General features: G+C 70.5%; 18 protein-coding genes. 9 read left to right on the forward strand and 9 right to left on the reverse strand.

Features of this window, described 5'->3' with window-relative positions; all coding sequences use genetic code 11:
• Nucleotides 1-14: 14 nt before the first annotated feature.
• A complete protein-coding gene (locus ACZ61E_RS21590; RefSeq protein ID WP_469701454.1) occupies nucleotides 15-995 on the reverse strand; it encodes an ArsR/SmtB family transcription factor in 981 nt (326 codons plus the stop codon).
• A gap of 84 nt (nucleotides 996-1079) precedes the next feature.
• On the opposite strand from ACZ61E_RS21590, the gene ACZ61E_RS21595 reads away from it, so the two are divergent.
• The 4 genes from ACZ61E_RS21595 (at nucleotide 1080) to ACZ61E_RS21610 (ending at nucleotide 5201) form a co-directional block, all read left to right on the forward strand.
• Nucleotides 1080-2465, forward strand: a complete 1386-nt coding sequence (locus ACZ61E_RS21595; RefSeq protein ID WP_469701455.1) for an MFS transporter — start codon at nucleotides 1080-1082, stop codon at nucleotides 2463-2465.
• 10 nt (nucleotides 2466-2475) lie between these two features.
• Entirely contained in the window at nucleotides 2476-2985 is a 510-nt protein-coding gene (locus ACZ61E_RS21600) for a MarR family winged helix-turn-helix transcriptional regulator (RefSeq protein WP_469701456.1), read from the forward strand.
• Between the two features lie 45 nt (nucleotides 2986-3030).
• A complete protein-coding gene (locus ACZ61E_RS21605) occupies nucleotides 3031-3357 on the forward strand; it encodes a DUF3817 domain-containing protein (protein ID WP_469701457.1) in 327 nt (108 codons plus the stop codon).
• Between the two features lie 125 nt (nucleotides 3358-3482).
• Nucleotides 3483-5201: an acyl-CoA mutase large subunit family protein gene (locus tag ACZ61E_RS21610; protein WP_469701458.1), complete on the forward strand. Its 1719-nt coding sequence runs from the start codon at nucleotides 3483-3485 to the stop codon at nucleotides 5199-5201.
• A gap of 97 nt (nucleotides 5202-5298) precedes the next feature.
• On the opposite strand, the gene ACZ61E_RS21615 is transcribed toward ACZ61E_RS21610, so the two are convergent.
• Nucleotides 5299-5928: a TetR/AcrR family transcriptional regulator gene (locus ACZ61E_RS21615; RefSeq protein ID WP_469701459.1), complete on the reverse strand. Its 630-nt coding sequence runs from the start codon at nucleotides 5926-5928 to the stop codon at nucleotides 5299-5301.
• A 375-nt stretch (nucleotides 5929-6303) separates the two neighbouring features.
• Between ACZ61E_RS21615 and ACZ61E_RS21620 the strand changes: the two genes are divergently transcribed.
• The 4 genes from ACZ61E_RS21620 to ACZ61E_RS21635 all read left to right on the forward strand — a co-directional run bounded on the left by ACZ61E_RS21620 (nucleotide 6304) and on the right by ACZ61E_RS21635 (nucleotide 10520).
• Nucleotides 6304-7278 carry a tetratricopeptide repeat protein gene (locus tag ACZ61E_RS21620; protein WP_469701460.1) on the forward strand — a complete coding sequence of 325 codons (975 nt, stop codon included), beginning with the start codon at nucleotides 6304-6306 and terminating at the stop codon, nucleotides 7276-7278.
• Between the two features lie 607 nt (nucleotides 7279-7885).
• A complete protein-coding gene (locus ACZ61E_RS21625) occupies nucleotides 7886-8515 on the forward strand; it encodes a DUF6230 family protein (protein WP_469701461.1) in 630 nt (209 codons plus the stop codon).
• Nucleotides 8516-8632: 117 nt separating this feature from the next.
• Nucleotides 8633-9250: a DUF6114 domain-containing protein gene (locus ACZ61E_RS21630; protein ID WP_469701462.1), complete on the forward strand. Its 618-nt coding sequence runs from the start codon at nucleotides 8633-8635 to the stop codon at nucleotides 9248-9250.
• A complete protein-coding gene (locus ACZ61E_RS21635) occupies nucleotides 9240-10520 on the forward strand; it encodes a hypothetical protein (protein WP_469701463.1) in 1281 nt (426 codons plus the stop codon). Before ACZ61E_RS21630 ends, ACZ61E_RS21635 begins: the two co-directional genes overlap by 11 nt.
• A gap of 83 nt (nucleotides 10521-10603) precedes the next feature.
• Here ACZ61E_RS21635 and pyk read toward each other — a convergent pair whose 3' ends face one another.
• The 3 genes from pyk to pta all read right to left on the reverse strand — a co-directional run bounded on the left by pyk (nucleotide 10604) and on the right by pta (nucleotide 15455).
• Nucleotides 10604-12040, reverse strand: coding sequence for a pyruvate kinase (gene pyk, locus ACZ61E_RS21640; protein ID WP_469701464.1), 1437 nt, complete (start codon nucleotides 12038-12040; stop codon nucleotides 10604-10606).
• 74 nt (nucleotides 12041-12114) lie between these two features.
• On the reverse strand, nucleotides 12115-13326 hold the full coding sequence (locus tag ACZ61E_RS21645) for an acetate kinase (protein WP_469701465.1): 1212 nt from the start codon (nucleotides 13324-13326) through the stop codon (nucleotides 12115-12117).
• 50 nt (nucleotides 13327-13376) lie between these two features.
• Complete coding sequence (gene pta / locus ACZ61E_RS21650; RefSeq protein ID WP_469701466.1) at nucleotides 13377-15455, reverse strand: phosphate acetyltransferase; 2079 nt, start codon at nucleotides 15453-15455, stop codon at nucleotides 13377-13379.
• Between the two features lie 230 nt (nucleotides 15456-15685).
• On the opposite strand from pta, the gene ACZ61E_RS21655 reads away from it, so the two are divergent.
• A complete protein-coding gene (locus ACZ61E_RS21655; protein WP_469701467.1) occupies nucleotides 15686-16711 on the forward strand; it encodes an ATP-dependent 6-phosphofructokinase in 1026 nt (341 codons plus the stop codon).
• A gap of 34 nt (nucleotides 16712-16745) precedes the next feature.
• On the opposite strand, the gene ACZ61E_RS21660 is transcribed toward ACZ61E_RS21655, so the two are convergent.
• From ACZ61E_RS21660 to ACZ61E_RS21675, 4 genes are all read right to left on the reverse strand, one after another.
• Nucleotides 16746-17570, reverse strand: a complete 825-nt coding sequence (locus tag ACZ61E_RS21660) for a carbohydrate ABC transporter permease (RefSeq protein WP_469701468.1) — start codon at nucleotides 17568-17570, stop codon at nucleotides 16746-16748.
• On the reverse strand, nucleotides 17570-18523 hold the full coding sequence (locus ACZ61E_RS21665) for a carbohydrate ABC transporter permease (protein WP_469701469.1): 954 nt from the start codon (nucleotides 18521-18523) through the stop codon (nucleotides 17570-17572). The genes ACZ61E_RS21660 and ACZ61E_RS21665 overlap by 1 nt, the downstream gene beginning before the upstream one ends.
• Nucleotides 18524-18566: 43 nt before the next feature.
• Entirely contained in the window at nucleotides 18567-19919 is a 1353-nt protein-coding gene (locus ACZ61E_RS21670; RefSeq protein WP_469701470.1) for an extracellular solute-binding protein, read from the reverse strand.
• A gap of 85 nt (nucleotides 19920-20004) precedes the next feature.
• Nucleotides 20005-20886, reverse strand: coding sequence for an LLM class flavin-dependent oxidoreductase (locus ACZ61E_RS21675; RefSeq protein ID WP_469701471.1), 882 nt, complete (start codon nucleotides 20884-20886; stop codon nucleotides 20005-20007).
• Nucleotides 20887-20945: the final 59 nt, after the last annotated feature.

The raw sequence follows: 20945 nt of genomic DNA on the forward strand, positions 1-20945 counted from the left end.
CACATTTCGTACCGTTACGACACCGCGAGCGCGATCCCGAGCGGCGTCCGCTCGTACAGCACCTGGTGCGAATGGCGCCGCGACGTCAGCAGGCCCGCGTCGCGCAGCACCGACAGGTGCGCGGACACCGAGGAGGGCGCGAGACCCAGCCGGTGCGCCAGCGCGGTGGTCCCGGCGGGTTCTTCGAGCGCGCACAGGACATCGGCCCGGACCCGGCCGAGCAGCCGGGCCAGGGTCTCCGGCGTACGGTCGGCCGCCTCCGTCCACAGGCCGCCGATGCCGCGTGCCGGATAGATCAGGGCGGGCTGCCAGGGCGGCTCGTGCCCGCCGATGATCTCGGGCCAGGTGAAGACGCTCGGGACGAGGACCAGACCGCGTCCGCCCAGCTCCCGCTCGTGGTCGCCGCGCGTGCCGAGGACGGTGAGGGTGGAGTCGGCCCAGACCAGCCGGGGGCTCAACTCGCCCAGCAGCCGCTCGAATCCGCCGTCGGCGAGCCGCTGTGAGTGGTAGGCGATGTCGGCTTCGAGCAGCGCGCGCAGACGGGGCCAGTCCGGCTCGATCAACCGCTGCCAGACCTGCTCCAGCAGTCCGGCGATCTCCCGCACGGCGCGCGCGGGATCGTCCAGCATCTCGCGCCCGAGCTCGCTCTCGGCGGCGCCGGGAGTCTCCGCGAGCGCCAGGGTGAGGTCCCGGTGGGCGGCGCCGGGGGGAGTCGCGCGCACCTGCGCGATCTCCTCGGCGAAGCTGATGACGGGGCTCTCGGGTGGGGGGCAGAAGAAGTCGGGATTGTGCCCGATCTGCGGCATCAGCAGCCACAGCCGCCGCAGGTCGATCCCGGCGGCGGCGCTTCTGATCCGCCGCAGCCACGGCAGGTGGTACCCGTGCCGTTCGGGCCGCGAGAGGGTGCGTACGGCCTCCTGCGTCTCCCAGAGCGGTGACAGGGCGAACCGGCAGCGCAGCAGGTCGTGCTCGCCGAAGTGCAACTGGAACGCCACGGGTGGGTCCTCACTCGGTCGGGAGAGATTCGGCCGGAGCCGAAAGTCTAGAGCGCGGGGTGCCCGCGGACGAGGCTTCCTCCCATGCCTACCGAATCACCCCGCCGGCTGCCCGAGCCCGCCGCGCCGAAGCACCCGCCCGTCCCGGCCGCCCCGCCGGTGTCCTCGGTCGCCGGACGGGCCGGCCCGGCGGACCCGCCCGCCGGGCCGTCCGGCGACACCGACGGCGCGCGGGGGTATCGCACGGTGTTCCGGGTGCGGGAGTTCCGGTTCGTCTTCGCCGCGCACCTGCTGTCCCTCCTCGGGGTCGTCGTCACCGAGATCTCCCTCACCGTCCTCGTCTACGACCTCACCGGATCGCCCTTCCTCAGCGCCCTCACCTTCGCGCTCGGGCTGCTGCCCTACGTCTTCGGCGGGACGCTCCTGGCCGGGGTCGCCGACCGGTTCCCCGCGCGCCGGGTCCTCGTCGTGTGCGACCTCGTCTGCGCGGGGTGCGTCGCCGTGATGGTGGTCCCCGGGACGCCCATCGCGGGGCTGCTCGCGCTGCGGTGCGCCGTCGCCGCCGTCGCGCCCGTGTTCACCGGGACCCGTATGGCGGCCCTCACCGACATCCTCGGGGAGGGCGATCTCTATGTCCTCGGACGCTCCCTCCTGCGGATCGTGTCGCAGAGCGCGCTCCTCGCCGGGTTCGCCGTCGGCGGCTTCCTCCTCGCCGTCGTACCCCCGCGCGGGGCGATCGCGATCACGGTCGTCACCTTCCTCTGCTCGGCCACGCTGCTGCGCCTCGGTACGAAGGACAGGCCGGCCCGCCTTCTCAAGAAGGACAGCGGCGCGAATCTGCTGCGGGACTCGCTCGACGGTGCCCGGCTGGTCTTCGCCGACCGGCGGATCCGCGCGCTGACGCTGCTCTTCTGGATCCCGGCGATGTTCGTCGTCGCGCCGGAGGCGCTGATGGCGCCGTACGCCGACCGGATCGGCGTCGGCCCCGCCGCACTCGGTCTGATGATGTGCGCGATGCCCGTCGGGCACATCGCGGCGGAACTCGTCGCGGGCTCCGCCCTCAGCCCCCGCGCCCGCTCACGGATCGTGCTCCCCTCCGCGGCCCTGGGGCTGCTGCCGCTGCTCGTCTACGCCGTCACACCCGGTATCACCCTGGCCCTGGTCGCCCTCGCCCTGTCCGGTGTCGGCGCGGTGTACGTCATCGGCCTCGACCAGTGGTTCGTGGAGGCCGTTCCGGAGGAGCTCCGGGGCCGGGCCATGACGCTGATGACCGCCGGGCTGATGACCGTGCAGGGCCTCGGCATGGCGCTGGCGGGTCTCGCCGCCGAGTTCGTCCCCGTGCACCATGTCGTCACCGGGGCCGGGGTGATCGGAACCCTCTGTTCCGTCCTGCTGGTGTACGAGGTCCGCCGGACCGGGGTACCCCGCAATCCGGGAGTAGGGGCAGACCGCGATATGACCACTCGGTAAGGTCGCTGACGTGTCCAAGCCGCTCAGCCTTGCCTTCGATCCCATCGCCCGCGCCGACGAGCTGTGGCGGCAGCGCTGGGGCCCCGTGCCGTCGATGGGCGCCATCACCTCGATCATGCGGGCCCATCAGATCCTGCTCGCCGAGGTCGACGCGGTGGTCAGACCGTACGGGCTGACCTTCGCGCGCTACGAGGCACTGGTGCTGCTCACCTTCTCCAAGGCCGGCGAGCTGACCATGTCCAAGATCGGCGAGCGGCTGATGGTCCACCCGACGTCCGTCACGAACACGGTCGACCGGCTGGTCAAGGCCGGTCTGGTCGACAAGCGCCCCAACCCCAACGACGGCCGCGGCACCCTCGCCTCGATCACCGGCAGGGGCCGCGAGGTGGTGGAGGCCGCGACCCGCGACCTGATGGAGATGGAGTTCGGCCTCGGGGCGTACGACGCGGAGGAGTGCGCCGAGATCTTCGCGATACTGCGACCGCTGCGCATCTCGGCCAAGGACTTCGAGGAGAACTGAGCCCCGCCGTCCGCGGGGACCTTTCGGGTCGTTACGCTCGATGCCATGAAACAGAGCATCCTGACCCGCTACCGGGTCATGGCGTACATCACCGCCGTCTGGCTGCTGGTCTTCACCGTCGCCATCGTGCTGAAGTACGGCTTCGACACCGGCGACACCATGGTGATCTCCCAGATCCACGGTCTGCTCTTCATCGTCTACGTCGTCTTCGCCTTCGACCTGGGCTCCAAGGCGAAGTGGTCCTTCGGCAAGCTCCTGTGGGTGCTGGCCGCCGGCTGCATCCCGGTCGCCTCGTTCTTCGTCGAACCGAAGATCACCCGAGAGGTCCAGCCGCTGATCGTCCGCGACGGGACCGCCCCCGTCGAGGTCTGAGCCCGGCTCCGACCCGGCTCCCCAGCCCGTCGGGGAGCCCCGGCCCCGGTCCCGCCCACCGCCGTGAGGAAACTCGCGGCGGTCAACGTTCGACTTTTACTAGGACGTCCTAGTAAATTCGGAGTATGGACGCTCACGCGCAGGCCGAGACCGCAGCGATCGAGGAGGGCCGCCGACGCTGGCAGGCCCGTTACGACAAGGCCCGCAAGCGGGACGCGGACTTCTCCACGCTCTCGGGTGACCCCGTCGAGCCGGTCTACGGGCCGCGCCCGGGTGACACGTACGAGGGATTCGAGCGGATCGGCTGGCCGGGCGAGTACCCCTTCACCCGCGGCCTCCACGCGACCGGCTACCGGGGCCGTACGTGGACCATCCGCCAGTTCGCCGGCTTCGGCAACGCGCGCCAGACCAACGAGCGCTACAAGACCATCCTCGCCAACGGCGGCGGCGGTCTCTCCGTCGCCTTCGACATGCCGACCCTCATGGGCCGCGACTCCGACGACCCGCGCTCCCTCGGCGAGGTCGGCCACTGCGGCGTCGCGATCGACTCCGCCGCCGACATGGAGATCCTCTTCGGTGATCTCCCGCTCGGGGACGTCACGACGTCCATGACCATCAGCGGCCCCGCCGTCCCGGTCTTCTGCATGTATCTGGTCGCCGCCGAGCGCCAGGGCATCGACCCCGCCGTGCTGAACGGCACGCTCCAGACCGACATCTTCAAGGAGTACATCGCGCAGAAGGAGTGGCTCTTCCAGCCCGAGCCCCATCTGCGCCTGATCGGCGATCTGATGGAGCACTGCGCGGCGTCCATCCCCGCGTACAAGCCGCTCTCCGTCTCCGGCTACCACATCCGTGAGGCCGGGGCCACGGCCGCGCAGGAGCTGGCGTACACGCTCGCCGACGGCTTCGGCTACGTGGAGCTCGGCCTCTCGCGCGGCATGGACGTCGACGTCTTCGCCCCCGGTCTGTCCTTCTTCTTCGACGCGCACCTCGACTTCTTCGAGGAGATCGCCAAGTTCCGCGCCGCGCGCCGGATCTGGGCGCGCTGGATGAAGGAGACGTACGGCGCGAAGACCGACAAGGCGCAGTGGCTGCGCTTCCACACCCAGACGGCGGGCGTCTCGCTCACCGCGCAGCAGCCGTACAACAACGTCGTGCGGACCGCGGTCGAGGCCCTGTCCGCGGTCCTCGGCGGCACCAACTCGCTGCACACCAACGCCCTGGACGAGACCCTGGCGCTCCCCAGTGAGCAGGCCGCCGAGATCGCGCTCCGCACCCAGCAGGTGCTGATGGAGGAGACCGGCGTCGCCAACGTCGCGGACCCGCTGGGCGGTTCCTGGTACGTGGAGCAGCTCACCGACCGCATCGAGGCCGACGCGGAGAAGATCTTCGAGCAGATCAAGGAGCGCGGTCTGCGCGCGCATCCCGACGGGCGGCACCCCATCGGCCCGATCACGTCCGGCATTCTGCGCGGCATCGAGGACGGCTGGTTCACCGGCGAGATCGCCGAGTCCGCCTTCCAGTACCAGCGCGCGCTGGAGAAGGGCGACAAGCGGGTCGTCGGCGTCAACGTCCACCACGGCTCGGTCACCGGCGACCTGGAGATCCTGCGGGTCAGCCACGAGGTCGAGCGCGACCAGGTGGCGGAGCTGACGGAACGGAAGTCGGGGCGTGACGACGCCGCTGTCCGTGTCGCGCTGGACGCGATGCTGGCCTCGGCGCGCGACGGGTCGAACATGATCGGACCGATGCTGGAGGCCGTCCGCGCGGAGGCGACGCTGGGCGAGATCTGCGGAGTACTGCGGGACGAGTGGGGCACGTACACGGAGCCGCCCGGCTTCTGACGGCCCGCGAGGGGGGCGCGAGGACCACCGGGCCCCCTCGCGGGCGGCCGGGAACGCGACCGCGCCCCGGAACGCGACCGCGCCCGGGACGGAGCCCTCAGGAGCCCTGGGCCGCGCCCAGCCCCGCCACCAGCAGCAGGGTGAAACCGCGCGCCCACTCCTCGTCGACCCGCTCCGCGCTCACCAGCGTCCGGTGCACCACGGCGCCCGCGATCACGTCGAAGATCAGGTCGGCGTTGCGGGCCGCCGCCCCGGGATCGCTCTCGTACGGCAACTCGCCCCGCGCCTGGGCGCGTTCGCGGCCCTTGAGCACCAGCCCCTTCTGCCGGTCGACGATCGCCGTACGGATCCGGTCGCGGAGCGCGTCGTCCCGCGTCGACTCCGCGACCACCGCCATCAGCGCCGTCTTGGTCTCCGGCCGCTCCAGCAGCGCGGCGAACTGGAGCACCACACCCTCGATGTCGGCGCTGAGGCTGCCCCGGTCATGGATCTCGATCTCGTCGAAGAGGACGGCGACCGCGTCGACCACCAACTCGTTCTTGCTCGCCCAGCGCCGGTAGAGCGTGGTCTTGGCGACGCCGGCGCGCGCGGCGACATCGCCCATCGACAGCTTGGACCAGCCCAGTTCCACCAGCGCCGCCCTGGTCGCCAGCAGGATCGCGGTGTCCGCCGCGGCGCTGCGGGGACGGCCGGCACGGTTGGGGCTGCGGTGGCTGCGGCTCAGCATGTCCGCGACCATACCCGTCGGTAGGGAATCCGTTGTGAGTCAGTTCACCGGATGAATCTCACACGGACGAGGGAGCTTGTCGGTTACGCTACGAGCCGTAGCGAAAGGCCGTCTCTCCTTGAGCGGTTCTTGAGCGGCGACCACTGGGCGCGGGGTGGGGACCCCGTGCCGAATCCGGTCCCCCACGGGGGACTTGCCCCGTGCGTGTTCAGGCACGCGTGGGGTGCGAGGACCGTGTCCGGCCGTGTGCTCCGCATCCCGCGGGGCCTCGCGGCGGGCGCGGTCGTGTGCGGGCGGTCCGTTACCGCGGAAACGGACGGCGCGAGATGTCCGGTTGCTTTTCACATGCGCGCGCGGAGAGGGGAGGATGTACTCATGCAGCCTAGGAACATGTCCATGAGCGGCGTCGTCGATCTCGCCGCGGTGAAGGCGGCCGGTGAGGCCAAGGCCAAGGCCGAGCAGGCCCGCGCCGAGGCGGCCCGTCGGGGCGACACCGGTGCCGTACCCCCCTCCAGTCTGGTGATCGACGTCGACGAGGCGGGCTTCGAGCGCGATGTCCTCCAGCGCTCCGCCGAGGTCCCGGTCGTCATCGACTTCTGGGCCGAGTGGTGCGAGCCGTGCAAGCAGCTCAGTCCCGTACTGGAGCGGCTGGCCCGTGAGTACAACGGCCGGTTCGTGCTCGCCAAGGTCGATGTCGACGCCAACCAGATGCTGATGCAGCAGTTCCAGATCCAGGGCATCCCGGCGGTCTTCGCCGTGGTGGCGGGCCAGGCGCTGCCCCTCTTCCAGGGCGCGGCTCCCGAGGCCCAGATCCGGGAGACGCTGGACCAGTTGATCCAGGTCGGTGAGCAGCGCTTCGGCCTGACCGGCATCACGGTCGACGCCGACGCCCCGGAGGCCGGCGCGGACGCCGAGCCGGAGGAGCGGGTGGGGCCGTACGACGCGCTGCTCGAAACCGCCGTACGCGCTCTGGACGCCGACGACTTCGACGGCGCCGCGCAGGCGTACCGCGACGTGCTCGCCGACGACCCCGGCAACACCGAGGCGAAGCTCGGTCTCGCCCAGGCCGAACTGCTCGCCCGCGTCAAGGGGATGGACCCGCAGCGGGTGCGCAAGGAGGCGGCGGAGCGGGCGGACGACGTCCCCGCGCAGATCGCCGCCGCCGACCTCGATCTGGTCGGCGGTCATGTCGAGGACGCCTTCGGGCGGCTGGTCGAGGCCGTCCGGCGCACGACGGGCGACGACCGGGACGCGGCGAGGCTGCGACTGCTCGAACTCTTCGAGGTGATCGGCTCGGACGACCCCCGGGTGACCGCCGCGCGACAGGCACTTGCCAGGGTCCTTTTCTGAGACCGCCCCGCCTCCGGCAGGCGCCGCGGGGCGGCACATAACGATTTGCCGACTCGACGACTCCGACGACCCCGCTTTACCAAAACTTGGTAAAGCGGGGTTGCTGTTACTCCGAGTAAATCAACCGTCTTGGTCTGTCCGGTTATTGGCGGTATTCACGAGTTCTGTCGGGGCGATTTGGGGCACCCTGTGTGCCCGTGCGGCGCCGCCTCGTGGCTCCTGCGTGAACCACTCATTACTTGCCAGTAACGAACCCCCTTGTGTCCCGAGCGTGAATACACCACGATCGTCCACGCTCGGTCCGACAGCGCACCGGTACGGCGACCCAGTCGTGCCCACCGCGGTCGGGACCCCACCGGGCGGGCCGGCGGAGCGGTGGCGCCGACCCGGGACAGGGGGGTTCCCGCCGACCGGCGGGGCCTGTCCGGCGGCCACGCGACGCGCGTGGCCCAGTGGTTGTCGCTCGGGGGTGATCGTCGGTGATTCTGACGCGGCTCGTTCCGCTGATACTTAACGGCGCTCTCCTTCCCGAGGACGTAGCACTTCTCCCATCCCAGGACGGGCCGACGCCCGATCCGGAGATGTACGTCCGAGAAGGAGGAAAGTGATGGAGTCCCAAGCACGTGGCGGGACCAGATGGAAGCGGTTCGCCGTCGTCATGGTGCCCAGCGTGGCCGCGACGGCCGCGATAGGTGTCGCTCTCGCACAGGGCGCGCTCGCCGCGTCGTTCAGTGTGTCGGGGCAGAGTTTCAAGGTCTCGGCCGACCAGTTGGTGGGCCAGGACTTCGTTCAGTACGGAAGCCTCGCCGACGGCACCGATCTCAAGGGCAACAAGACCGCCCACCCGGTGGCCGTCTCCGGTTTCAGCTCGGCCACGATCAGCAACATGTGCCAGTCGGTGGTCACTCCGGACGTCCCGGTCTTCGGCAGCGTCAGCCTTGAGCTGCGGGCCGGCGGGGACAAGTCGAAGCCGGTCAAGGCGACCAACCTGTATCTGGACGTCGCCAAGCTCGAAGCCGACGCCAAGTTCAAGAACATCGACATCGGTGTGGCGGCCGGCGACACGAGGATCCAGCCGGGGACCGAGAAGAAGGTCAACCCCTTCGGCTTCGCCCAGCGCGCCGAAGAGGCGGTGCTGACCGATGTGAAGCAGACGGCGTGGGCGACCACGGCCGGCACCTTCGAGCTCAGCGGGCTGAGCCTGAAGCTGCACAAGGGCACCAAGGAGTGCTACTAGACCCCCATCGGGTCCTGAGCACCACGCCCCCTGGGGCGGGCGCCTCCGCACGACGCGGTCGCGTCCGCCCGACTCCCCCTCTCTCACAGCAACACTGGTTCCAGGGAGCTGTTTTCCATGAGCGCCGAGCCTTCGGACCCCCGCGGCCGATTCACCTACTGGCGGCTGCGCTTCCGCGCCTGGCGGGGTACTCGGCCGTTCTGGGCGGGGTTGCTGGCGATCCTCAGCGGGGTGCCGATCGTCTACTTCCCTTACGCCGAGCTGAAGTTGGGCCATCTCACACTGACGATGGCGACCACGGCGGGCGCGGGCTCGCTGATCATCGGTGTCCTGCTGGCCACCCTGGGACTGACGATGTGGTTCCAGAGCATCGTGCGGGTCTTCGCGGGGGTCGCCACCATCCTGCTGGGACTCGTCTCCATACCCGTGGCCAACATCGGTGGTTTCGGCATCGGGTTCCTGCTCGCCCTCATCGGCGGAGCCCTGTCCATCTCCTGGGCGCCGGGCCGGCCCGCGGGGGCCGACGAGGAGCACCCCGACGACCGGGCCGATGACCGGTCGGACAAGCACACTGCCGTACGACAGCAGACGTTCGGACCCGACGGCGGAGCCGTCGACCAGGGCACCCCGGACGGAGGCGGGGACGGCCCTTTTCTCCCCGGCCCGTCTGACGGGGACCCGAAGCTGACGGAGACGACTGCCCATGCCAACGGCGGGAGGAACAGTGCGGGGTGACGACACACGGCCGGAGACGGCCGGAGGCGGGCGGGCCCGCGAGAGAAGCGGTCCGCGCCACGCCGCCCCCAGGAAGTCGCTGCTGACCAAGCTCCAGATCCCGGCCGGCAAGGCGTTCGCGCTGGCCGCGATGCCGACGGCGGTGTTCGTCGGGATGGGGCTCACCCCCCGGCTCGCGCTCGCCGAGGACGCCAAGGACATCCCGTTCGCGCCGGGGCCGTGCGTCACGCGCTCCGACGAGCCGCCGGAGGAGTCGGCCCCGCCGTCGCCGTCCGAGAAGCCGTCGGACGACGCGTCCGGGGATCCGTCAGGGGACGCCTCGGACAAGCCGGAGCCGCCCGCCGGCGGTGCCGGGGACGACGGTGACGCTTCCGGGCCCACGCCCGGCGAGACACCGCCCGCGGCCGACGCGCAGAAGCCCGCCGCGCCCAAGGAGCCCGCGCCCGGGCCGAGCACGACGAAGCCCAGGAACCCGCTCGACCCGCTGGGGCTGGGCGACGCGCTGGGCGACCTCCTCGGCGTACCGGACAAGGAGACGGACGAGCCGGCGCCGGAGAAGCCCGCCGACCCGGAGCCCGGGAAGCCGGGGACGGACAAGCCCGCGGACCCGGAACCGGACACGGGGAAGGGCACCGAGAAGCCCGGCGGCGCCGACAGCACCGAGGACGCCATCAGGGACGCCGCGGACAAGGCCGGCGCGGACGTCGAGGAACTCGACGACGCCGCGAAGGGACTTGAGGCGCGCAAGGACGACGACATCCCCGAGGGCGCCGACGGCAAGCCGCGCTTCCCCTGCCCCGAGGCCGATCCGGAGGCGCTGGCCGCCGCCGAACTGGAGCCGGGCATCCCGTTGCTGCCGGACGACCCGTGGCGGCTGGAGAGCACCAAGCTCACGCTGCGGGGGCTCGACTACCACGGCATCGTCGAGGTGAAGACGGGCAGCGGGAAGATCAAGAAGGCGCTGAAGTTCACCGCGTCCGAGGTGGACATCAAGGACCTGCACCAGAAGGTCGTCTACCCCGAGGGCCGTACGGCGCACGTGGCGAGCAGGCAGGACTCGACGTCGGTCATCCGCGACGGCCAGGTCACCATGTACACGGAGGAGTTGAAGGGCAATCTGTTCGGGCTGATCCCGATCACGTTCAGCCCGCAGACCCCGCCGCCGGTCAACGTCCCGTTCGCGTTCTTCACGGACGTCAAGGTGCTCCAGGCGGGCCAGTTCGGCGGCACGCTGACGGTTCCCGGGCTCCACAACTACATCACCGACTAGGGACTCTCCGGACACGCCCCGGCGCGCCGTCCCGTCCCCGATCGCCGGCCGGGCCCACCACGGGCCGGCCGGCGATCGCGCGTTCAGCTCTGCGGGGTGAGGGTGCCGCCCAGATGGTGGACGCGGACCATGTTCGTCGTGCCCGGGACGCCGGGAGGGGAGCCGGCCGTGATGACCATCGTGTCCGACTCGTTGTAGCGCTGAAGCTTCAGCAGCTCCGCGTCCACCAGGTCGACCATCGCGTCCGTGGTGTCCACGTGCGGTACGACGAAGGACTCGACGCCCCAGCTCAGCGAGAGCTGGTTGCGCGTCGCCTCGTCCGTCGTGAAGGCGAGGATCGGCTGACAGGTGCGGTAGCGCGACAGACGGCGGGCCGTGTCGCCGGACTGGGTGAAGGCGATCAGCGCCTTGCCGCCCAGGAAGTCCGCGATCTCGCAGGCCGCGCGGGCGACCGAACCACCCTGCGTACGGGGCTTCTTGCCCGGCACGAGCGGCTGGAGCCCCTTCGACAGCAGCTCCGTCTCGGCCGCGACGACGATCTTCGACATCGTCTTGACCGTCTCGACGGGATACGCGCCGACGGACGACTCCGCCGACAGCATCACCGCGTCGGCCCCGTCCAGGATCGCGTTCGCCACGTCCGACGCCTCGGCGCGCGTCGGACGGGAGTTGGTGATCATCGACTCCATCATCTGGGTCGCCACGATCACCGGCTTGGCGTTGCGGCGGCACAGCTCGATGAGCCGCTTCTGCACCATCGGGACCTTTTCGAGCGGGTACTCGACGGCCAGGTCGCCGCGGGCCACCATGATGCTGTCGAACGCCGCGACGACGGCCTCCATGTTGGCGACGGCCTGCGGCTTCTCGACCTTGGCGATGACGGGGACCCGGCGGCCCTCCTCGTCCATGATCTTGTGGACGTCGTTGATGTCGTCCGCGTCGCGCACGAAGGACAGCGCGACCATGTCGCAGCCCATCCGCAGGGCGAAGCGCAGGTCCTCGACGTCCTTCTCGGAGAGCGCGGGGACATTGACCGCCGTACCCGGCAGGTTGATGCCCTTGTGGTCGGAGATGACCCCGCCCTCGACCACCAGCGTCCTGACCCGCGGACCCTCGACCTCGGTCACCCGCAGCTCGACGTTGCCGTCGTTGATCAGGACCTGGTCGCCCTTCGCGACGTCCCCGGGCAGGCCCTTGTAGGTGGTGCCGCAGATGCCCTTGTCCCCGGCGACGTCCTCGGTGGTGATGACGAACTCGTCACCGCGCACCAGCTCGACGGGGCCCTCGGCGAAGGTCTCCAGCCGGATCTTCGGGCCCTGGAGGTCGACGAGCACGCCCACGGCCCGGCCGGTGGCCTCGGCCGCCTTCCGGACGCGGTGGTACCGCTCCTCGTGCTCGGGGTGGGACCCGTGGCTCATATTCAGTCGGGCCACGTTCATACCGGCCTCGATGAGCGCTTTCAGCTGCTCGTACGAGTCGACGGCGGGGCCCAGTGTGCAGACGATTTTGGAACGGCGCATAAGGCGGATCCTATCGGTTTGTTTCGGCTCGGAATATTCCGTCTGGCGGAAGGTACAAATGGGCGGGGCGGCGCTCAGGCGTCGACCAATGCGAAGGTCTGGCGGGCGATCTCCATTTCCTCATCGGTCGGCACCACGGCCACCGCGACGCGCGAACGCTCCGGCGACACGAGGCGCGGCTCGCCGGACCGCACGGCGTTGAGCTCCGCGTCGACGGCCAGCCCCAGTTCCCCGAGCCCGGCGATCGCGGCCTCCCGCACCGGCGCCGCGTTCTCGCCGACGCCGGCGGTGAACACCACCGCGTCCACCCGGCCGAGCACCGCGTAATAGGCGCCGATGTACTTCTTCAGACGGTGGACGTAGATGTCGAAGGCCAGCGTCGCCGCGGCGTCACCGGCGTCCACCCGGCGGCGGATCTCCCGCATGTCGTTGTCACCGCAGAGCCCCGTCAACCCGCTCTTCTTGTTGAGCAGTTCGTCGATCTCGTCGGTGCCCATCCCGGCGACCCGCTCCAGATGGAAGACCACGGCCGGATCGATGTCCCCGGAGCGCGTACCCATCACCAGCCCCTCCAAGGGGGTCAGCCCCATCGAGGTGTCCACACAGCGTCCGCCCGCGACGGCGGACGCCGACGCCCCGTTGCCCAGGTGCAGCACGATCAGGTTCAGCTCACCCGGCGCGCGGCCCAGCAGTTCGGCGGTCCGCCGTGCGACGTACGCGTGCGACGTGCCGTGGAAGCCGTAGCGCCGGATGCGGTGCGCGTCGGCCGTCGCGACGTCGATCGCGTACCGCGCGGCGTGCTCCGGCATCGTCGTGTGGAACGCGGTGTCGAAGACGGCGACCTGCGGCAGATCGGGGCGCAGCGCCCGCGCGGTCCTGATGCCCGTGATGTTCGCCGGGTTGTGCAGCGGCGCCACCGGCACCAGCCGCTCGATCTCCGCGAGCACGGCGTCGTCGATCACCGTCGGCGCGCTGAACTCCAGCCCGCCGTGCACCACGCGGTGGCCGATCGCCGCCAGCTCGGGGGAGTCGATACCCGTACCGTCCAGGGCCAGTTCCTCGGCGACGGCCTTCAGCGCCCGCTCGTGGTCGGCGATCCGTCCCGTACGCTCGCGCCGGCCCGTGCCGTCGCCCGACGGTGTGTGCACCAGCCGCGACGTGCTCTCGCCGATGCGCTCGACGAGGCCGACGGCGAGACGGGCCCCGTCGCGCATGTCGAGGAGCTGGTACTTCACCGAGGAGGAACCGGAGTTGAGTACGAGGACTCGGGTGGCCTGCGAGGTCACGGGCGGACTGCCTTTCGTGGAGGGGACGGTGTGGCCGGGACCCGGCGGTGTCACGCGCCGTCGCCCTGTGCCTGGACGGCGGTGATGGCGACGGTGTTCACGATGTCCTGCACCAGGGCGCCGCGCGAGAGGTCGTTCACCGGCTTGCGCAGCCCCTGCATCACCGGCCCCACCGCCACCGCGCCCGCCGAACGCTGCACGGCCTTGTACGTGTTGTTGCCGGTGTTCAGGTCGGGGAAGATCAGCACCGTCGCCCGCCCCGCCACCTCCGAGTCGGGCAGCTTCGTCGCCGCGACGGACGGATCCACCGCGGCGTCGTACTGGATCGGCCCCTCGATCCTCAGCTCGGGCCGCGCGGCGCGCACCAGCTTCGTCGCCTCGCGCACCTTGTCGACGTCCGCTCCCGAACCCGAGGTCCCCGTCGAGTACGAGAGCATCGCGATCCGCGGCTCGACGCCGAACCGGGCGGCGGTCGCGGCGGCCTGCACCGCGATGTCCGCGAGCTGTCCCGCGTCCGGGTCCGGGATCACCGCGCAGTCGCCGTACACCAGCACCTTGTCCGCCAGGCACATGAAGAAGACCGAGGAGACGCTCGACGAGGGCGTCACGGACTTGATGATCTCGAACGCCGGGCGGATCGTGGCCGCCGTGGAGTGCACGGAGCCCGAGACCATGCCGTCGGCCAGCCCCGCTTCGACCATCAGCGTCCCGAAGTAGTTCACGTCGGCCACCACGTCGTACGCCAGCTCCACCGTCACGCCCCGGTGCGCGCGCAGCCCGGCGTAACGCTCGGCGAACCGCTGCCGCAGCTCGTCCGTCGCAGGGTCGACGAGCTGCGTGCCCGCCAGGTCGATACCGAGATCGGCGGCCTTCTTGACGATGACGTCGACGTCCCCGAGGAGCGTCAGATCGCACACGTCGCGGCGCAGCAGCACGTCGGCCGCCCGCAGCACCCGTTCCTCCGTGCCCTCCGGCAGGACGACCCGGCGGCGTACGGCGCGGGCCTGCTCCAGCAGGTCGTGCTCGAACATCATCGGCGTCACCCGGCCGCTGCGCGCCACCGACATCCGCGCCAGCAGGTCACCGGTGTCCGTGTACCGCTCGAACAGGCCCAGCGCCGTCTCCGCCTTGCGCGGTGTGTCGGCGCCCAACTTGCCCTCCAGCGCGAAGAGTTCACCGGCCGTGGGGAAGGATCCCGCGACCACCGAGACGACCGGCGTGCCGGGCGCGAGCCTGGAGGCGAGGGTGAGGACGGAGTCGGCCGGCCGCTCGTCCAGCGTCAGCAGCACGCCCGCGATCGGCGGAGTGCCCGCCGAGTGCGCGGCCAGCGCGCCCACCACCAGATCGGCCCGGTCGCCCGGTGTGACCAGCAGACAGCCCGGAGTCAGGGCGCCCAGCAGATTGGGCAGCATGGCGCCGCCGAAGACGAAGTCGAGCGCGTCACGCGCCAGGCCGGCGTCGTCCCCGAGCAGCACCGTGCCGCCGAGGGCCCGGGTGATCTGCGCGACGGTCGGAGCGGCGAGCGCCGCCTCGTCGGGCAGCGTGTAGCAGGGCACCGGCAACTGCTGCCGCAGCTGCGTGTCGATCGCGTCGCGGTCCTCGGGGGCCACCCGGTTGACGACCATCGCGAGGATGTCGCAGCCGAGACCGGCGTACGCCCGGTGGGCGTTGCGCGCCTCCGCCTGTACGGAGTCGGCGTGCTGGCCCTTGGCGCCGACCACCGGTATCACCGAGGCGCCGAACTCGTTGGCCAGCCGCGCGTTGAGCGACAGCTCGTCGGGGAGCTGGGTGTCGGCGAAGTCCGTGCCGAGGACGAGCACCACCTCGTACTCCCGCGCGACCTCGTGGAAGCGCCGGACGAGCCGCGAGACCAGCTCGTCCGTACCGCCGTCGGCCTGGATGCCGGCGGCCTCCGCGTAACCGAGGCCGTAGCCGGACGCCGGGTCCTGCGAGAGCCGGTAACGGGCGCGCAGCAGGTCGAAGAGGCGGTCGGGGCCGTCGGCGTGGACCAGTGGACGGAAGACGCCCACGCGGTCCACCTGGCGGGTCAGAAGCTCCATGACTCCCAGCTCGACGACCTGCCGGCCGTCTCCGCGTTCGATGCCGGTCACGTACACGCTGCGGGTCACGCGTGCTCTCCTGTTCGACGAAGATGGGGGAAGAGGGGGAGTTGGTGCGGCCCCGCGCTGGCGGGGCGGGAAGCGAAATTCCTGTTTCGGCCGTTGGGCCCGTTAGGGTGGCAAAGCCCTCTTGACAATACCCGTGGGGGTGGGTACGGCGCCTCCGAGACGGGTAGGCGGTACGGCCCGTGGCAGGCCCGCACCAGACCACACCCCGAGTGAGCAGGAGACACAGCGCGATGCGTATCGGAGTTCTCACCGCAGGCGGCGACTGTCCCGGCCTGAACGCCGTGATCCGCTCGGTCGTCCACCGTGCCGTCACCGGACACGGCGACGAGGTCATCGGCTTCGAGGACGGCTTCAAGGGTCTTCTCGACGGCCACTACCGCCCTCTCGACCTCGACTCGGTCAGCGGCATCCTGGCACGCGGCGGCACGATCCTCGGGTCCGCCCGGCTGGAGCGCGGCCGGCTGCGGGAGGCGGCCGAGAGCGCCGACGAGCTGGGCCGCAAGTACGGCATCGACGCGCTCGTCCCGATCGGTGGCGAGGGCACCCTCACGGCGGCCCGGATGCTCGCCGACGCGGGCATGCCCGTGGTGGGCGTGCCCAAGACCATCGACAACGACATCTCCTCCACCGACCGCACCTTCGGCTTCGACACGGCTGTGACGGTCGCCACCGAGGCCATCGACCGGCTCAAGACCACGGCCGAGTCGCACCAGCGTGTGATGGTCGTCGAGGTCATGGGCCGGCACGCCGGATGGATCGCCCTGGAGTCGGGCATGGCGGGCGGCGCGCACGGCATCTGCCTGCCGGAGCGCCCCTTCGAGGTCGACAGCATCGTGAAGATGGTCGAGGAGCGCTTCGCGCGCGGCAAGAAGTTCGCGGTCATCTGTGTCGCCGAGGGCGCGCACCCGGCCGAGGGTTCGATGCACTACGTACGGGGCGAGATCGACCAGTTCGGCCACGAACGCTTCGAGGGCATCGGCAACCACCTCGCGGGCGAGCTGGAGCGGCGGTTGGGCAAGGAGGCCAGGCCCGTCATCCTCGGCCATGTGCAGCGCGGCGGCACACCGACGGCGTACGACAGGGTGCTGGCGACGCGCTTCGGCTGGCACGCGGTGGAGGCGGTCCACAACGGCGACTTCGGCAGGATGACCTCGATGAACGGCACATCGGTGACGATGGTGCCGCTCGCGGAGGCCGTCACCCGCCTCAAGACGGTGCCGGAGAACCGGATGTTCGAGGCCGAGTCGGTCTTCTAGGTCGCTCCCCGGGGCGCCGCGCGGGTCCGGTGACTCAGCCCTTCACCGCGCCGCCCAGCGCGAACCCACCCCCCAGCCGGCGCGAGATGAGGATGTAGAGCAGCAGCACCGGTGTCGAGTAGAGAATGGAGAACGCCGCCAACTGGCCGTAGACCACCGATCCGTAGTTGCCGAAGAAGGTGAAGATCGACACGGACGCGGGCAGTTGGTCGGGGGACAGGAGCAGCATGAAGGGGACGAAGAAGTTCCCCCAGAGCTGGATGAACGTGTAGATCATCACGACCGTCATCCCCGGCCCCATCAGCGGCAGCACGATCCGGGTCAGCGTCTGGAGCATCGAGGCCCCGTCCGTCCACGCCGCCTCCTCCAGGACGGTCGGCACCCCGTCCATGAAGTTCTTCATCAGCCAGATGGAGAAGGGCAGTTGGGACGTCGCCAGGAACAGCGCCGTACCGTACATCGTGTCGACCAGGTTGACCTGGACGAACAGCCCGTACACCGGGACCATGATCGCGGTGATCGGCAGACACGTCGTGAACAGGATCGTCAGCAGATACGGGCGGCTGAACCGCGAGCGGTAGCGGGAGAGCGGATACGCCGCCAGCGCCGCGCACGCCACCGTCAGCAGCGTCGCGCTGCCGCACAGCAGCAGGCTGTTGAGCATCGGCGTGAACGTGATCTCGTCGGTGAGGACCGCGCCGAAGTTCTCCGTGGTCGGCGAGGACGGCAGCCGCACCCGCAGGTCCGCCTCGGCGTCGACGGAGGACAGCACCAGCCAGAGCAGCGGCAGCAGGAAGGCCCCGGCCACCACGAACAGCGCGGCGTCCGAGGCGAGCCGGACGCGCGTGGCGCGCTTCATCACACCTCCACCTTGAGCAGACGCACATAGACGACCGAGAACAGCGCGCCCACGAGAAGCAGCAGCAGCGCGACCGCCGTGCCGTAACCGATCAGGCTCTTGAGGAACGCCTGGTCGTACATGAACACCGGCAGCGTCTGGCTGCGGTTGCCCGGCCCGCCGCGCGTCATCGCCCAGATCAGCCCGAAGACGGAGAGGGTGGAGAGCGTGTTGAGCATCAGATTGGTGCCGATGGAACGCCGGATCATCGGCAGCGTGATGTGCCACAGCCGGCGGACGCCGTTCGCCCCGTCGACCTCCGCCGCCTCCGTGATGTCCTTCGGGATCTCGGACAGCGCGGCGGAGTAGATCAGCATCGAGAACGCGGTCCCGCGCCAGACGTTGGCGAACGACACCGCCAGGATGGGCAGCGTGAACAGCCAGTTCTGGGACGGCAGATGGAGCCAGTCCAGGAGGGCGTTCAGCGTCCCCTCCCGGCGGAAGAACGCGTACAGCAGGAACGCCGCGACGATCTCAGGAAGCACCCACGCCGCGATCACGATCGCGCCCGTGACGGTGCGCACCGGCCGGGACGCGGCCCGCATCAGCCCCGCCAGCGCGAGACCGATCGTGTTCTGCCCGACGATCGACGACACGAAGGTGAAGACGAGCGTCAGCCACACCGCGTTACGGAAGTCGTCGTCGGCGAACGCCCGCCGGAAGTTGTCCAGGCCGACGAAGTCCGACGTGGACGAACCCGTCAACTGCGTGTTGGTGAAGGCGATCCAGACGCAGTATCCGATCGGACCGGCGAGGAACAGGAGCAGCAGCACGGTCGCCGGGGCCAGCGGCAGCCAGCGCAGCGGGCGCGCCGCGCCGCGACCGCCTCGGCCCCCGTCCCGCTCCCGGCCCCCCGCGGGCGCCGCGGGCCCGCCCTTGCTCACCGGGCCGCCCGCGGTGCTCACCGCGCTCACGGAGCCGCCGCCGTCACCGCCGCGACCGCGTGCGCGCCGGTGCTCACTTCTCGACCACCGCGCCGTCGGCGATCGTCCTCAGCTGCTCGTCGTACGCCTTCGCGGCGTCCGCCGCCGACGAGTCACCCGTCGTCACCGACTCCATCGCCTCACCGATCGCGGACGAGACCTGGGGGTAGACAGGCAGCGCGGGGCGGTAGTTGGTCACCTCGACGAGCTTCGTGAAGAAGTCGATACCGGGCATCGACTTCAGATACCTCGGATCGGCCGCCACATCCTCACGGACGGCGATCTGCGCGCCGACGACATCCCACTCGACGGCGTTCTCCTTCGTCTGCTGGGTCCTTATGAACTCGAAGGCCAGATCGGGGTTCTGGGCCTTCTGCGGGATCGACCACGCCCAGCCCCCGGACATCGACACACTGCCGGGCGCCTGCCCGTTCTGCGTCGGCATCGGCGCCTGGGCCAGCTCGGAGGACCATTCGGGCCACTCCTTGGGACCCTTGTTGATCCAGTTCTGCCCCATCCAGGAGCCGTCCAGGGAGATCGCGAGCTTCCCCTCCGGGAAGAACTCGGTCGCGACGCGCGTGCCGATGTTGGGGTCGAGCGCGTCGGAGACGTCGGGGCCCAACTTCTCGGAGTACACGGTGCGGACGAATTCGAGGGCGTCCTCGAAGCCCTTGCTGCCCGCCACCCACTTCTTCGCCGACGGGTCGTAGAGCGGGTCCTCGCCCGTGCCGTACAGCAGCATCTCGAAGCCCTGCATCACCGCCGCCTCGCCGGGGCCCTTGCCGGTGTAGACGTTGAGCGGGATCGCGTCCGGGACCTTCTCCTTGACCGTGCGCGCCGCGTCCAGCACCTCGGCCCAGTCCTCGGGCTGCCAGTCGGCGGGCAGCCCCGCGTCGGCGAAGATCTTCTTGTTGAACCAGAGGCCGCGGGTGTCGGTGCCGTCCGGGACGCCGTACGTCTTGCCGTCCTCCGCCTTGGCCGCGGACTTCGCCGAGTCGACGAACTGGTCCCAGTCGTCCCACTTGTTCAGATACTCGTCCAGCGGGCGCAGATAGCCGGCCTTGATGTCGGAATTGATGCGGAAGGTGTCCTCGTAGACCACATCGGGCGCGGTCTTCGGGGAGCGCATCATCTGCTGCGCCTTGGTGGCGTAGTCGTTGTCCGGGGCCTGGATCGGGATCAGTTCGACTTTCTTGCCCGGATTGTTCTTCTCGAAGTCCTTCTTCACGGACTCCAGGTAGTTGTCCTTGAAGCGGATCTTGTTGTCCGTCGATCTGTTGTAGGCGACCTTGATGGTGTCCGGATCGCTGCCGGATCCGCCGCCGCACGCCGTGAGCGCACCGGCGACCAGGACCGTGACGAGGAACAGTGGGGCGGTGGGGCGCACGGGCACGACCTCCTCATTTGGCCACGAAGGGCTGCCCGGCGACCGTAGGACCGCGTCAATCTCAAGGTCAATCCCCGTGCAGTCCTCACTCCTCGCGGGGCACGAGCGGGCCGACCTCGGCGGCCGTGAAGCGGATGAAGCCCTCCGGGTCCGGTTCGTCGGGCGTCGGCTGGAGGACCACGGTGTCGGCTCCGGCCGCCACGAGCGCCTGTACGGCCTCGGCGACGGCGGCGGCCGGGCCCGCGACGCCGTGCGGCAGACCGGTGGCGTCCAGCTCGGCCCGCAGCCGCCCGGCGCCGGTGGGACCGGTCGCCGTGTGCAGGTAGACGACCACCGGGTGGTGGCCGCCGCTCCGGCCCGCCGACTCCCGGCCCTCCGCGATGAGTTGACGGGCGCGACGGACCTCGCCGGGTGTCGTGCCGCCGGTCAGGATGGTGCCGTCGGCGGCCTCGCCCGTCAGCCGCATCGTGCGCGGCCCGGTGGCTCCGGCGAACACGGCGGGCGGCGCGGGGACGGTGGGCGGCGGCCAGTCGAGGGCGACGGCGTCCAACTTCACGTACCGCCCGTCCGTGGTCACCCGCTCGCCCGCCAGCAGCGCGCGCAGCGCCAGCAGATGCTCACGGAGCAGGGTCACGGGCGACTCGACGCGTGAACCGGTCTGCGCCATCCAGTCCTGGACGCCGTGGCCGACGCCGAGGATCGCCCGCCCCGGGAACAGCCGGTGCAGCGTGGCGGCCTCCATCGCCGTCAGCGCGACATTGCGCAGCGGTACGGGGAGCAGACCGACCCCGACACGCAGCCGCTCCGTCCAGGCCAGGGCGGCGGAGGCGCTGGCGACACCGCTCTCCAGGAAGCAGTCCTCCCAGAGCCACAGCTCGTCGAGCCCGGCCTCGTCCGCGGCGCGGGCGACGCCGCGGAGTCGCTCGGGGGGAAGCTGGGGGCGGAAGACGGCGCCGAGAACAGTCATGGAGCCATTGTTCACGGCGGGCCGGGGCCCTCACCAGGGGGTTGACCGGCGGTGGCCGA

The organism is Streptomyces sp. NPDC104581, assembly GCF_055583685.1.